This window comes from Brucella sp. TWI432, assembly GCF_039674445.1.
Classification (GTDB): domain Bacteria; phylum Pseudomonadota; class Alphaproteobacteria; order Rhizobiales; family Rhizobiaceae; genus Brucella; species Brucella chromiisoli.
In genome coordinates this window covers 65,362-79,512 of record NZ_JBDJNL010000014.1, presented here as the reverse complement: position 1 = coordinate 79,512, position 14,151 = coordinate 65,362, and the positions used below count along the sequence as shown (strand labels likewise).

Here is a 14,151-nt window from a genome sequence, read left to right as displayed (position 1 = left end):
AAGCTTCGTGACGATCTCTTCTGCCTTGTGTCTTTTCGCTACCATTTCAATGTCCTTCTGAGGCTCATAAGCCATACTTCATGAAGGATCACTTTTCAGGGGGCAGACCAGGATCACCTATGCCATGCTACGGTGGTCGCGTTTCAAGAATGACGGCCCTGCGCGCATGTTTTTCATTGTGTCGGAAAATGTTTTTCAGTCGCGGCACGGCCTGGTACACTTCTGACGCTTACCAACTTCGAGGAAGTGCAAACTAAGTTTCTCTCCGCTGGTATTGGTGCTGCCATGCATTTGGAGAAAGCGGCGGAGATAGCGCAATGCTCTGGCGCGTTAGTCCGCTTGCTCGTCAGCCTTGACAGCGCGGCCGGGTAGTTTTTTCAGTGGTCTTGATTGGATGCGATCGCGAGATATGGCTGTCTTCAGATGTATTTTTACTGCCTCGCTTTGGGTGGTTCTGATCTAACCAGTCAGCCGGTACAATGACTATGAATGTTCTCAACGCAGGCGCTCAGTTCGAGCGCGATCGGCTAATTGAACGCACGCAGTATGGCCTCAAGCAAGTCAAGTCTGAACGGAAAAATTTAGGGTGTCCATGACACTTTGGATAAACAGAAACAGGACGTGCACGCTGATTTTGTAGCAGGCATACATATTTCAGCTATAACTCGAAAATTTGTGACCGCTCGACAAACGGTCATGCGCGACAAGGGGGCTGTTAAAAATGTTGGGAAAATTGATGACAAATGAATGCTGGCAATCGTTCAAAAAGCTTACTGAGCGCTTGGAGTTGCGTCTGGTCACGGTATCAGATAGCGCGGCACTGCAAAAATTAATGACGCCTGCGATTAGCCGGTGGGTGGCCGCTTGGCCATATCCTCTTACACAAAAAGCTGCTGAAAAGATAATTGATAAAGCCCTCACTGGTCATGCAGAACAGCGTACGCTTCCACTCGTAATCGTGAACCAAGCTGACAATCAGGTCATTGGATGGATCAAAGTAGATTTTGAAGAGTTTGATGGAAAGCGAGTTGGCGAAATCGGCTACTGGCTCTCTGAAGAAGTTCATGGCATGGGATTGGGCTATGAAGCCGCCCAAGGACTAATTGCAGCTTGCTTTGAAGGATTGAGAGTACATTCAATGCGAGCAGGCGCGCAAACCGAGAATACCATTTCTCATAATCTCCTAATGAAATTGGGAATGCACAGAATTGGGGAGCAGCTTGTCTTTGCACCGGCTCGAAATAGAGATGAATTGTGCACTTATTTCGAAATGATGAGAACCTGATTATGGCTTTCTGATTTAACCGCATAACGACTACGAGTGTGGCATCTGATGGCGCACTCCTGTATGGTCTTCATCCGTTTGAGCTTGTTGTATGATTTATAACTGCTCTTGTTTCGGTCCCGTTAAGGCAAACAGATCACGTATTTTCAGCGTTTCAATCAGAACAGGAGATGCTCTAAGATTTCAAAACGCTCCGAGTTAAGCGGCCTATAGGCTGCTTTTTTTGCATAAGCAATAACTGCATCGGTGAGATAAAGAAATTTAGTTCCAAACATTCCTCTGTTGAGAGAGGAATGGCGCGAGTGACGGGGCTCGAACCCGCGACCTCCGGCGTGACAGGCCGGCACTCTAACCAACTGAGCTACACCCGCGCATTGTTCTGATGTCTTTCGATCAGGAACGCTGCTCATGTATTCGGGAACTTGGTCAGCGTCAATCGTTTCCGCACGTAAGATGATAAAAAAGTTGGGATAATTCTAATTTAGGCTCATAACTGTGGAAAATGCAGTCATTTTGCTGCCATTTTAAATTTACCGCTTCTGTGCAGGCGTGAATTTGGCAGAAAAAGCGGCGCCCTAACATAAACGCCGCTCGTTTTTAGATTCGAGCTGCGGACAGATTCGCCACTCTTAGGATCAATCTTAATTTCGACCGTCGCGTCATTTTTATGAAACTGTCTATTGCCACGCGCCAAAATGCGTCTGCAAATAGCAGCCAAACACAAGAAAAGCAGCAATAGCCAAAACAAATAAGAATATCTTCATATTATGAATATCTACATTATCGACATCACAAACAAGAAAACTCTATGTGAACTATCCCCGGCTATGCGCAGGGCTTTTCACGCCCATTGCAGGGCTGTGACGTTTAACCATTAAAAGCGTTAAAAAGAATTCATAAGCCTTCCCATTGATATCCGAAAATCCATCGCCATTTGCGCTGTTCAATACCTCAATTTAAAAATTCCAACGGGAACCTATGGCCACATCCTCCAAGCGCCGAGCATTGCTGATTGTCAATCCAAAAGCCCGCAATGGCAAAGGGTTCAATGCGGATATGCGCGTGATACTCGAACGTGGAAACCTTGCTCTCATCGAGAAGACAGTCCGGGGCGATGAAACCATTTCGGATGTTATTCGTGCGAACACCGATGTGGACATGGTCATTATTGGCGGTGGCGATGGTACGCTAAACGCAGCAGCGCGAGGGCTCGTCGAAACGAAACTGCCGCTTGCCATATTGCCGTTTGGTACGGCCAACGATTTCGCCCGCACGATTGGCATTCCTGCCAATCCCATTGAGGCAACACGGCAATTGCTCACCTATCATCCACATCCAATTGATCTTGGTGAGGTCAATGGCCATCTTTATTTCAATGTCGCCAGTATTGGCTTTAGTGCAGAGCTTGCACAACAACTCAGTTCTGATGCCAAGAAAAAATGGGGCAAATTCGGCTATGCGATTGCGGCAGGCCGTATTCTCATGCGTTCGGAATTGTTCACAGCCTATCTTGAGCATGACGGGATGACCGAAACGATCAAGACGCTTCAGGTATCGGTTGGGAATGGCAAATTTTATGGCGGCGGTATGGCTGTCCAAAAAGACGCAGCCATTGATGACGGCAAACTCGATTTTTACAGTTTGGAAGTTGATGGTTGGTGGGAGTTGCTGCGTCTGCTTCCCAGCCTTCGTCAGGGAACCCAGTCGAAATGGGATGATGTGCGCGCTTTTCCAACACAGGAAGTCATTATTCGCACAAAAAAACCGCGTCCGGTCAACACAGATGGTGAGCTTACGACCTGGACGCCCGCGCATTTTCGCCTGCACCGCGAGGTGATCCGCGCCTATCGGCCTGCATCATTTTAAATTCACAAAAAATGGCCCGCTCTTGAAAGAACGGGCCCAATTCATGACGTTAGGTGATTGGCTCGGAGGTCAGAAGAGCCGTCAATATAACGCTCAATGCCCCCCAGTGTTCCATCATCAGAAGAAAAAATACCAGATAAACAGAACTGCGATGAATGGTACGCCAAGAAGCCAGAGGATAAGAGCTCGGAACATTTTGTTTCTCCTTCATGTTGAAAAATCAACGCGCAGGCAAACCGAAAGTTCCCTGTTGGATGTGTCAGAAATATGCGGATAGCTGACGACTCATTATAGGGATTTGCAAAAGCTTTAATGATCCGTCAATAATTCAGTGACATCACTATTTTCTAAAAGATAAGTTCGATCTCTCGATCAACGAAAAATTGCGGGCGTATGGCGTATGAGTTCTAACGGGTGGCGAAACCGTGCTGAAAGTGCGGAACTGTCGATAAGGCGCGATAAGCGTGCACCGGCTGCGATGTTGACCTTTGTTGCGCTGGCTCTTGCTCTTGCAGGCTGTGCAACTGCTCCACAGCCAAAATCGAAGAAAAAGCACCCAAAAGAATATTTTGCTGAATCCAAATATGGCGTCAAAGCCAGTCCCCGTGTCACCAGTGTTCAGGGCAAGCCGCTGCCGCGTGGCGGTGGGCGTGATCAGATTGGCAAACCCTATCAGGTTAAAGGCCGCTGGTATTATCCGAAAGAGAACAAGAATTATGCCTCTACGGGTCGCGCTTCCTGGTATGGCAGCGCTTTTCATGGCCGGTTGACCGCCAATGGCGAAATCTATGACATGACGCATTTGACAGCAGCGCATCCAACGATGCCGCTGCCAAGCTATGCGCGCGTTACCAATATGTATAATGGTAGCTCGATCATCGTTCGTGTGAATGATCGCGGACCATTCGAGCGTGATCGCGTTATTGATCTGTCGCAAAAGGCGGCTGAGATGCTGGATTACCAGCATCATGGTACTGCTGACGTGAAGGTGGAATATGTTGGACGCGCTCCGCTTGACGGGCAGGATGATGCCTATCTGATGGCATCCTATCGACCAGGTAATGCTGATCCGATCGGACAGCCAGCCACAGGCGTGATGATGGCAATGAATGCACCGACACCAACACCGGCAGGCATTGCGGCTATGCCTATTCCGCAATCATCACCGTTTGAAGTCAATCAGGCTTATGGCGATGGTGAAATGCCTTTGTTACCCGCGAGTGTTCCCGTTCCGTCACAGCGTCCGGCTCATAGCTTTGGTGTTGCTACAGCCGCAAATATTGGTGGATTGGGGTATGCTTCTGATCGTTTGGCGGCATCTGCCTATGCAGAAGAACGCACTTACGGCAGTATTTTGACTGAAAGTGCGATTTCGAACGCATGGAAGCGCAAAGACGCGGAAGAGCCGCGTGAATATGTTGAACTGGGCACGTTTAATACGCTGGAAGATGCGTTGAAGCTTCAGAAATCCCTGCCTCGGTCTGCGCGCGTCACGCGCACGAAAACACCGACAGAGCAGGGCGATGTTTACGAACTGACGGCATTTGCCCAAAATGGCAACAACGACGATCTGCTTCGTGCAGCATGGAAGGCTGGAGCGAGCGACGCTTTTGTCGTTCGTGCCGATTGATTCCAGCTGCAAATACCGCGTGGCTTCATTCGAAAATGACGAGGGTAGGATGCAACGGCCTAAAAGCGTGAAGTTTGTAACGGCGGTTGCCGTTTCGTTTCTTTTCGCTTTGCCAAGCTATGCGCAGACTGTACCGGCAGAGTTCGCCACCAAAGCGCCGCAGGTCCTTTTGTTGGACGATAAAAGTGGCACGGTTCTTCTTTCCAAAAATCCGGATTTAAAAATTCCACCGGCGTCACTTGCCAAGCTGATGACGGCGGAGGTTGTTTTTGAGGCGCTTAAAAAAGGCGAAACAACGCTCGAAACCGCCTATCCAGTCACGGAATATGCGTGGCGTACTGGTGGCGCACCGTCGCGGACGTCCACCATGTTTGCGGCGCTCAAATCGACGCTAACTGTCGCCGATCTTCTTCAGGGCATGATTGTTCAGGCAGCCAATGATGGTGCGATTATTCTTGCCGAAGGCTTGTCCGGCGATGAGGCTGCTTTTTCAGAGAAAATGAATGAACGAGCGCAAGAATTGGGGCTTACCGGCTCGCATTTCGTCAACGCCACCGGATTGCCGGCGGATGGACAGACCGTAACGCTCTCTGATCTCATAAAGCTTGCGCGGCATATCTACAGTGCGCATCCAGAGGCTTACACGTATTATGCGCAGGAAGCATTTACCTGGAACAAGATCATGCAACGCAATCGAAACCCGCTCTTGCGGCTCGATATTGGTGCCGATGGCATGGCGACGGGTTATACGGAGGCATCGGGGTACGCGTTTGTAGGGTCAGCAAAACAGAATGGGCGACGGCTTTTTTTGGCCATGAGTGGCTTAACCAGCACCAAAGAGCGTGAAGAAGAGGCCAAAAAGCTCATTCAGTGGGGTATGACCTCCTTTGATGCCATCAATATTTATATGGCGAACGATGAGATCGGTGCAGCACAGGTTTTCGGCGGTTCGGCGTCCAGTGTCCCGCTGAAAGTGAAAGATAGCGTTGAATTGTTGCTCCCAAAGGAGGGGCGCGACAAGCTCAAAGCACGCATCACTTACGAAGGTCCGTTAAACGCGCCGGTCGATGCAGACACACAAGTCGGAACCATGCAATTTGAGTTAAACGGCAATGTGGTTCAGGAAATACCGCTATATACGGCGCAGGACGTCGCAATTGGTACGCTCTCGCAGCGCGCCAGAGGCGCTGTGATGGAGCTTGCGACCGGCTGGTTGAGGAAATATCTCTAAACCCTCGACGTTCCAGTTAAACGCCGATAAACAGAACAGAGATTGTTTTGATCGGAACTCAATTTTGCGGAAGTCAGTTTGACCGGATTGTTCATTACATTCGAGGGTGGGGAAGGCGCGGGTAAATCAACCCAGATCGCCTTGCTGGCAGAGCATTTGCGTTCCCTTGGCTTCGATCCACTGATCACGCGTGAACCAGGAGGTTCTGCGGGAGCGGAAGCCGTCCGCCATGTGATTCTGAGCGGCAATGCCGAAAGCTATGGCCCGGCCATGGAGGCATTGCTGTTCGCCGCCGCCCGTGCTGATCATGTCGATCAGCTGATCCGCCCGGCGCTCGCTGAAACTCGCATCGTGCTTTGCGACCGTTTTATCGATTCGAGTAGAGCCTATCAGGGGGTGACGGGTAATCTTGATGCCACTTACATGGCGGCGATTGAACGTATCGCCATCGATGGTGCCATGCCTGATCTCACAATCATTCTCGATATTCCTGCAGAAAAAGGCCTTTCACGAGCCAATAAGCGCCGTGGTGCTGACGTGGCGGATCGTTTCGAGAAAGAAGCGATTGCCGTGCATGAAGCACGCCGTCAGGCTTTTCTTGCTATTGCGAAAGCGGAGCCCGAGCGGTGTAAAGTGGTGAATGCCGACCGCACTCAGGATGCGATTTCCGTTGATATTATCCGAATTACCGATGAGATTCTGAAGAAAAGGGGACTTCTGTGATCGAAGAACTCGACGTCCCCAAAGCGCATGATTCCATCGAGGGCGTTGCAGAGCCATCTGCCAGCGATTATCTCACTGGTCACAGCGAGATTGCGGCTTTCCTTGCGCAGGCCTATCGTGAAGGCAGGATGCATCATGCCCTGCTTTTTGAAGGTGAGCAGGGGATCGGTAAGGCAACGCTGGCCTTTCATCTGGCGGGCCATATGCTTGAACATAGCGATCAGGCTTCGGCACCTGAAACCATTGGCGCACCTGATTTTAACAAGCCACTATGGCGACAGATTGCAGGCGGCATGCATCCGGCTGTGCTGCATATCAATCGGCCTTTTGATCAGAAGACGGGCAAGTTCAAAACTGGCATCCCGGTTGAGGAAATTCGCCGTGTTACCCATTTTCTCACCCGCACCGCATCAGACGGCGCATGGCGCATTGTCATTGTCGATCCGGCAGATGACATGAACCGCAACGCGGCCAATGCGCTTCTCAAAACACTGGAAGAGCCGCCCGCCCGCGCAATCTTCATTCTGATCTCGCATTCATCGGGAAGATTGTTGCCGACAATCCGTTCGCGCTGCCAGAGCATCCAGTTCAAGCCGCTTGGCGATGATGCGCTCACCGACGCACTCGTTCACATCGGGCCAAGCGTCGGCCTTGATGCGGATAACATTACACCATCGCTTCTCGGTCGTTCGGAAGGCAGCGTGCGCAAGGCGCTGCTTCTCGTGGCGCATGGTGGTCTGGAAATATCCGATACGGTCGATGCAATCTTGCAGAGACAGAATTTCGACCTGCCGAAAGCGCAGGCTCTCTCAGGTGTTCTGAACGGTCGTGAAGCAGAAGTTCAGTATGAATTGTTCCGTGATTATCTGATGAGCCGGATTGCCGATGAAGCGCGTCGCTATGCAGATTCGGGTCAGTTGCGCGAAGCCGATCAATGGTCACGCTATTGGAGTGAGTTGACCCGCGAAATTTCCAATGCCGAGACCTATAATCTCGACCGAAAGCAGGCCGTTATGATTCTTTTGGAAAAAACGCATCGTGCTTTTCGGTCAGGCCTGCCTCCGCTTACGTGACATGCAGTCCTACATGCGTTATGTCACCGCTAACGTTTTTTGAATATCACACTTGAAGAAGCCGGATTTCCGATGAGCCGCGAAAAATTCTACATCACCACTGCGATTGCTTACCCGAATGGCAAGCCGCATATCGGCCATGCTTATGAGTTGATTGCGACCGACGCCATGGCGCGTTTTCAGCGTCTGGATGGCAAGGATGTTCACTTCCTGACCGGCTCGGATGAACACGGTATCAAGATGTTGCAGAGTGCGCGCAAGGAAGGCATAAGCCCGCGCGAACTCGCAGATCGCAACACCGCTGCTTTCCAGCGCATGGGCGAGTTTCTGAACAGCTCGCATGATGACTATATCCGCACCTCGGAAGAGCGTCACTACAAGGCCAGCCAGGCAATCTGGCAGGCCATGTCGGCCAGTGGTGACATTTATAAGGGCGGTTATGCGGGCTGGTATTCAGTACGCGACGAAGCCTATTACGGCGAAGAAGAAACTGAAGTCCGCGCCGATAATGTTCGTTACGGCCCGCAGGGTACGCCTGTCGAATGGGTTGAAGAAGAAAGCTATTTCTTCCGTCTGTCGAACTATCAGGACAAGCTCCTTGAGCTTTATGAAAACAATCCCGGCTTCATCATGCCTGCGGAGCGTCGCAACGAAATCGTTAGCTTCGTAAAGTCTGGTCTGAAAGATCTGTCGATTTCGCGCACGACATTCGACTGGGGTATTCCTGTTCCGGGCGATGAAAAGCACGTCATGTATGTCTGGGTTGATGCGCTGACCAACTACATCACAGCACTCGGCTATCCAGATACGACCAGTGACAAGTGGGCTTACTGGCCTGCTGATGCGCATATCATCGGCAAAGATATTTCGCGTTTCCACGCGGTTTACTGGCCAGCATTTTTGATGTCGGCAGGCATTCCGCTGCCAAAGCGTGTGTTTGCGCATGGCTTCCTGTTCAACCGCGGTGAAAAAATGTCGAAGTCTCTCGGCAATGTCATCGATCCGTTTGAGCTGGTTGAACGCTATGGTCTTGATCAACTGCGTTATTTCCTGATGCGCGAAGTGCCATTCGGTCAGGATGGTAGCTACAGCCACGATGCAATCGTCAACCGTACCAATGCCGATCTCGCCAATGATCTTGGCAATCTCGCACAGCGCTCGCTGTCGATGATTGCAAAGAACTGCGACGGTAAGGTTCCAGTTCCGGGCGCCTTCTCGGATGCCGATAAGGCTATTCTTGATCAGGCCGATGCAGCATTGGAAACCGCACGCAAGGCTGTCGGCGATCAGGCATTGCACATCGCACTCGGTTCCATCTTTGCCGTTGTTGCGGAAGCAAACCGCTATTTTGCGGGGCAGGAGCCTTGGGCGCTGCGCAAGACCGATCTGGAGCGGATGGGTACGGTGCTCTATGTGACGGCAGAAGTGATCCGCCGCGTTGGTATCATGGTTCAGCCTTTCATTCCACAATCGGCGGAAAAGCTGCTCGATACTCTGGCAATCCCGGCAGACAAGCGCCAGTTCTCAGACGTAGCGGCAAGCCCGCTTGTTGGCGGCGCGGAACTGCCCGCACCGCAGCCGGTTTTCCCGCGCTATGTGGAAGCGGAAGAACAGAACTGAGCTGAATATGCTGGTTGATAGTCACTGCCATCTCGACTTTGCGGATTTCGAACCGGAGCGCGACGCTGTCGTTCAGCGTGCCCTCGACGCCGGTATCAAACGCATGCTCACGATTTCAACACGGGTGCGTAAGTTCGATACGATCTTAGCACTCGCTGAAAAATATGAGTCCGTCTATTGTTCGGTTGGCACCCATCCGAACAATGCCCATGAAGAACTGGATGTGACTGCCGACGATCTTGTGCGGCTGGCCGCGCATCCGAAGGTTGTCGCCATAGGCGAAGCGGGGCTTGATTATCATTATGATTATGCGCCGCCAGAAGCCCAGCGTCAGGGCTTCCTCGTGCATATTGAAGCGGCGCGCCGCACGCAGTTGCCGCTTGTGATCCATGCCCGAAGCGCTGATCAGGACATGGCCGATATTCTGGAAACTGAGACGGCGAAAGGCGCATTTCCCTTCATTCTGCATTGTTTCTCGTCAGGTCGTGCATTGGCAGAAAAAGGCGTAGAACTAGGCGGATACGTCTCATTCTCCGGCATTTTGACATTTAAGAATTCGGCCGATATTCGCGAAATAGCGCAGATTGTTCCGCGTGATCGTTTGCTGGTTGAAACGGATGCGCCTTATCTCGCGCCTATGCCGCATCGCGGCCAGCGTAATGAGCCGTCATTCGTGCAGCACACAGCCGCCGTGCTGGCTGAAACAATCGGCGTAAGCAAAGAAGAAATCGCGGACATGACCAGTGAAAATGTCTTCCGGCTTTTCTCCAAAATGCCAAAGCCTGCCGGGGAATAATTATCGTGATATCGCCTCGCAATTGTCTGCGTTTCACAATTCTCGGGTGCGGTTCGTCGCCCGGTGTACCGCGTATCAATGGCGATTGGGGCAATTGCGATCCGAAAAACCCGAAGAACAAGCGTCGCCGTGCCGCTTTGCTGGTTGAGCGCTTCAATGCTGAGGGAAGTAGCACGGTTGTTGTTATCGACACTGGCCCGGATTTCCGGGACCAGATGATCGATGCCAATGTCACGTCGCTTGATGCAGCCATCTATACGCATCCACATGCCGACCATATTCATGGCATCGATGATTTACGCACCTATGTCGTTGAAAACCGCCGACTAATGGATGTCTATGCCAACCGGCTGACACGCAATCGTCTGTTTGAGGCCTTCGGCTATTGTTTTGAAACGCCCGTTGGGTCGAGCTACCCGCCGATCCTGTCAATGCATGACATCATGGCTGAAACGGCTTTCTCGATCACGGGTGCGGGAGGGCCGATCCGCTTTGAGCCATTTACACAGGTACATGGCGATATTGAATCGCTCGGTTTCCGTATTGGCGATGTTGCTTATTGCACGGATGTCAGCGCATTCCCGGATGAGAGCCTCAAATATATCCGTCATGTTGATGTGCTGATTATCGGCGCGCTGCAATATCGCCCGCATCCAAGCCATTTTTCGCTGGAACAGGCGTTGGAATGGGTCGAGTTTTTCGGGCCTAAACGCGCAATCCTGACGCATATGCATGTGCCACTCGATTACGACACGGTCATGCGCGAGACGCCCGATCATGTAGAGCCCGGTTATGACGGGCTAAGCTTTGAAGTTCCAATTGCATAGAAAAAGGCCCAGAACGGGCCTTTTTCTATGAGTTTAAGCCTATCAGGCAACCGATCCCTTGACCGGGAAAGGCATTACATTGCTTTCTTCAACGTCTTCTTTCTTGGCCTTTTCCGACTTGTCTTCAAGCTGCAAACCACCGGCGCGAAGCAGATCGGAGAAGCGGCCACCGCGAGCAGCGAGTTCATCAAAGCTGCCGCGCTCAACCAGATGGCCCTTGTCCATGAACAAGACGATATCAGCAGAACGAACAGTCGACAGACGGTGCGCAATGATGAAGGTCGTGCGGTTTTCACTCAGATCATCAACGGCCTGCTTGACCTTTTCCTCGGTTTCAACGTCAAGCGCACTGGTCGCCTCGTCGAGTACGAGAATTGGCGAATCTTTCAGGATAGCGCGTGCAATTGCCAGACGCTGACGTTCACCGCCTGAAAGCTGCGAACCACGTTCACCGACAACCGTATCGTAGCCATTGCCCTTTGCGAGAATGAAGTCATGGGCCGCGGCAGCCTTGGCAGCAGCCTGAACCATTTCACTCGTCGCATTTTCATTACCAACACGGATGTTTTCTTCAATCGAACGATTGAACAGACCTGCATCTTGGAAAACAGTGGCAATGGCATGACGCAACGAGCGACGGCTGACGGTGCGTGTATCAATGCCATCAATCAGAATGCGGCCGGCGGCAGGATCGAATACCCGCTGAAGGATATTGATCAGCGTTGTCTTGCCTGCACCCGTTGGGCCAACGATAGCCACGGTCTGCCCCGGCTTCACTTCAAACGAAACGTCATAGACGCCCTGACCCGAATTCGGGAATTCAAAGGTCACATTGTCGAAAACAATATCGCCCTTGACGTTTTCAAGATCGGTCGCGTCCTGTGGCTCCTGACGGTCAGCGGTCGCGTCTTCCATCTCGAAGAATTCTTCAAGCTTGGCGCGCGCCGTCACAGTCTGGTTGATGAAGGCACTGATCTGGTCAAGACGGCCGATCATCAGCTGGGCAAAACCGATAAAGGCAATCACGTCACCAACACGCATCTGGCCCTTGGTTACGAAATACGCACCAAGCAGAAGCACGATAACCATCGAGAAGGTCGAAGCCATGCGGTTAAGGCCGCTGGCAAGCGCCCACCAGTTGAGAACCGGGAACTGAACGTTTTCGAGGTTCTTTGCATATTCGCGTAGTGCCTGCGTTTCCGAAGCAATGCGATTATAGCTCTGCACGACCGAAACATTGCTGATTGTATCGCTCACATGCTCAAACAGCTTGTGGTGGTGCTTTTCAACAGCAGACTGGCCGTCCTTGGTTTTGCGCATGACGAGCTGGCCAATCATCACATAGATGACACCAAGCACGATCAGCACCATAGACATGCGAAGATCCATGCTCATAGCGACCGGAATAAGCGCCACCAGTGCCACCACGGTGGTCAGGTGCTGACGCATGAATTCGAGCCAGAGAGTGAACAGCGAGTCCGTTGCGCGGATCAGCGTATGCAGCGCATTCGACGTGCCGCGCTTCTGATGCCAAGCAAGTGGCATGGTGATAATGCGTTCATAAGAGTCGATCATCACACCCAAACGGCGACGATGGGCGAGGCGGTCAGCCCCACGCGCAACAAAGACCGCTGCGATGATGTTAAACGCACCGAGAGCTGCCCACATGGCGAGCTGCGTAACGATATCGCCTTTGTCGGAAATCGCCTGAATGACCCGACCAAAAAGGATCGGCTCGGCCAGCATGACAAGGGCAACCAGTACGCTTGCAACGCACATGGTTATGGTTGCAGCTTTCTCTGCTGCAAGATATTCCATGGCACGCCAGTAGATTTTGAACAAAGACACCGTGGGACTCCCGCCGTTCTATTTCAAGGGACTAAATGGTGCAGTCCCGTTGTTCTATCAATATGCAATGACGGCAAGAAGTGGCAATTGGGTGTCAAAGTTGACCATAAATTAAAAACATATGTAACCGAGCGTGATGATTACGGGTCGTTTTTGTGACAATTGCGAGTGCTTTTATGCCTAGCAATCCGGCGTTGGCACGTCTATTGACAGACATAAAGTCAGGCGTGCGAAGCTCGCGCCTCGTTTAAGTATTGATCGGGTTTTTCCATGGCAGGCGTTGAACAGAAAATTGTGGCTAATGACGAGACGGGTATGCGTCTTGATCGCTGGTTCAAGGTCCATTTTCCGGGGCTTGGTTTCGGACACCTGCAAAAACTGCTCCGTTCGGGTCAGGTGCGTATTGATGGTGGTCGCGCAAAGTCAGACACGCGCTTGCAGGCTGGACAAGCAGTTCGCATTCCGCCACTTGGTGTCGATGAAAAAGCAAGCGGCCCGGTAACTGCACGCACCATCCGCAGCCAGGATGATGGTGATGTTCTAAAGCAGATGCTGATTTATGAAGATACAAAGGTCTATGTTTTCAACAAACCAGCAGGATTGGCGGTGCAGGGTGGTTCCGGCCTGACACGCCACGTCGATGGCATGCTGGAAGCATGGCGCAACAAGCGTGGGGAAAAGCCTCGCCTTGTACACCGTATCGATCGCGATACGTCGGGTTGCCTTGTTGTTGCAAAAACACGCGGCGCCGCTCAGTCACTGACAGCTGCGTTCCGCGAACGCGACACTAAGAAGACCTATTGGGCACTTGTGAAGGGTGTTCCACGCAAGCGCGAAGACAAGATTTCAACATGGTTGGTCAAAGATCAGACGCCGGATGGCGATAAGATGCGTGTTTGCCAGCATGGTGAGCCGGATTCTGATCATGCAGTCTCTTACTACCGGATTGTAGAGAAGGTCGGCAACAATCTGACATGGCTGGAAATGGAGCCATATACCGGCCGCACGCACCAGCTGCGTGTTCATGCGGCGCATATCGGCCATCCGATCATCGGCGATCCGAAATATTTTGAAGCTGACCAGAACTGGGAATTCCCTGGCGGCATTCAAAAGAAGCTGCATCTTCATGCGCGCCGCATTCGCATTCCAAACCCGTCAGGTGGCATCATTGATGTGACAGCACCGCTGCCGCCGCACATGGTACAATCGTGGAACCTGCTTGGCTTTGATGAGGCAAACGCGGAAGAGTAAC

Annotated in this window: 11 protein-coding genes and 1 tRNA gene; 10 read left to right on the top strand and 2 right to left on the bottom strand. The window is 51.8% G+C overall.

Annotated features, from left to right (window positions below):
- Positions 1 to 736: 736 nt before the first annotated feature.
- Positions 737 to 1,285: a GNAT family N-acetyltransferase gene (locus ABE527_RS16730; RefSeq protein WP_265984738.1), complete on the top strand. Its 549-nt coding sequence runs from the start codon at positions 737 to 739 to the stop codon at positions 1,283 to 1,285.
- Positions 1,286 to 1,579: 294 nt separating this feature from the next.
- Here ABE527_RS16730 and ABE527_RS16725 read toward each other — a convergent pair.
- A tRNA-Asp gene (locus ABE527_RS16725) sits at positions 1,580 to 1,656 on the bottom strand.
- A 607-nt stretch (positions 1,657 to 2,263) separates the two neighbouring features.
- On the opposite strand from ABE527_RS16725, the gene ABE527_RS16720 reads away from it, so the two are divergent.
- The 8 genes from ABE527_RS16720 to ABE527_RS16685 all read left to right on the top strand — a co-directional run bounded on the left by ABE527_RS16720 (position 2,264) and on the right by ABE527_RS16685 (position 11,051).
- Positions 2,264 to 3,151 (top strand): lipid kinase, encoded by an 888-nt coding sequence (locus ABE527_RS16720; protein ID WP_499697612.1) that lies wholly within the window; start codon positions 2,264 to 2,266, stop codon positions 3,149 to 3,151.
- A 400-nt stretch (positions 3,152 to 3,551) separates the two neighbouring features.
- Positions 3,552 to 4,781 carry a septal ring lytic transglycosylase RlpA family protein gene (locus tag ABE527_RS16715; RefSeq protein ID WP_499697611.1) on the top strand — a complete coding sequence of 410 codons (1,230 nt, stop codon included), beginning with the start codon at positions 3,552 to 3,554 and terminating at the stop codon, positions 4,779 to 4,781.
- A 49-nt stretch (positions 4,782 to 4,830) separates the two neighbouring features.
- The gene (locus tag ABE527_RS16710) at positions 4,831 to 6,012 is read left to right on the top strand and encodes a D-alanyl-D-alanine carboxypeptidase family protein (protein ID WP_499697610.1); all 1,182 of its coding nucleotides are present in this window, start codon (positions 4,831 to 4,833) and stop codon (positions 6,010 to 6,012) included.
- A 78-nt stretch (positions 6,013 to 6,090) separates the two neighbouring features.
- Positions 6,091 to 6,735, top strand: a complete 645-nt coding sequence (gene tmk / locus ABE527_RS16705; protein ID WP_499697609.1) for a dTMP kinase — start codon at positions 6,091 to 6,093, stop codon at positions 6,733 to 6,735.
- A complete protein-coding gene (locus tag ABE527_RS16700; protein WP_499697608.1) occupies positions 6,732 to 7,808 on the top strand; it encodes a DNA polymerase III subunit delta' in 1,077 nt (358 codons plus the stop codon). Before tmk ends, ABE527_RS16700 begins: the two co-directional genes overlap by 4 nt.
- Before the next feature lie 72 nt (positions 7,809 to 7,880).
- Positions 7,881 to 9,428: a methionine--tRNA ligase gene (gene metG / locus ABE527_RS16695; RefSeq protein WP_265984733.1), complete on the top strand. Its 1,548-nt coding sequence runs from the start codon at positions 7,881 to 7,883 to the stop codon at positions 9,426 to 9,428.
- A gap of 7 nt (positions 9,429 to 9,435) precedes the next feature.
- On the top strand, positions 9,436 to 10,224 hold the full coding sequence (locus ABE527_RS16690) for a TatD family hydrolase (RefSeq protein WP_499697607.1): 789 nt from the start codon (positions 9,436 to 9,438) through the stop codon (positions 10,222 to 10,224).
- A 5-nt stretch (positions 10,225 to 10,229) separates the two neighbouring features.
- Entirely contained in the window at positions 10,230 to 11,051 is an 822-nt protein-coding gene (locus ABE527_RS16685) for an MBL fold metallo-hydrolase (protein WP_265984731.1), read from the top strand.
- 42 nt (positions 11,052 to 11,093) lie between these two features.
- Here ABE527_RS16685 and ABE527_RS16680 read toward each other — a convergent pair whose 3' ends face one another.
- Positions 11,094 to 12,899, bottom strand: coding sequence for a glucan ABC transporter ATP-binding protein/ permease (locus ABE527_RS16680; protein WP_265984730.1), 1,806 nt, complete (start codon positions 12,897 to 12,899; stop codon positions 11,094 to 11,096).
- A gap of 270 nt (positions 12,900 to 13,169) precedes the next feature.
- Here ABE527_RS16680 and ABE527_RS16675 point away from each other — a divergent pair, with 270 nt between their 5' ends.
- A complete protein-coding gene (locus ABE527_RS16675) occupies positions 13,170 to 14,150 on the top strand; it encodes an RluA family pseudouridine synthase (RefSeq protein ID WP_499697606.1) in 981 nt (326 codons plus the stop codon).
- The last annotated feature ends 1 nt before the right edge of the window (position 14,151 follow it).

What these genes read in the sequence shown, in the direction of transcription:
- ABE527_RS16690 (WP_499697607.1), top strand. Translation starts at nt 9,436, where the DNA reads ATGCTGGTTGATAGTCACTGCCATCTCGACTTTGCGGATTTCGAACCG.
- metG (WP_265984733.1), top strand. Translation starts at nt 7,881, where the DNA reads ATGAGCCGCGAAAAATTCTACATCACCACTGCGATTGCTTACCCGAAT.
- ABE527_RS16730 (WP_265984738.1), top strand. Translation starts at nt 737, where the DNA reads ATGACAAATGAATGCTGGCAATCGTTCAAAAAGCTTACTGAGCGCTTG.
- ABE527_RS16675 (WP_499697606.1), top strand. Translation starts at nt 13,170, where the DNA reads ATGGCAGGCGTTGAACAGAAAATTGTGGCTAATGACGAGACGGGTATG.
- ABE527_RS16710 (WP_499697610.1), top strand. Translation starts at nt 4,831, where the DNA reads ATGCAACGGCCTAAAAGCGTGAAGTTTGTAACGGCGGTTGCCGTTTCG.
- ABE527_RS16720 (WP_499697612.1), top strand. Translation starts at nt 2,264, where the DNA reads ATGGCCACATCCTCCAAGCGCCGAGCATTGCTGATTGTCAATCCAAAA.
- ABE527_RS16715 (WP_499697611.1), top strand. Translation starts at nt 3,552, where the DNA reads ATGAGTTCTAACGGGTGGCGAAACCGTGCTGAAAGTGCGGAACTGTCG.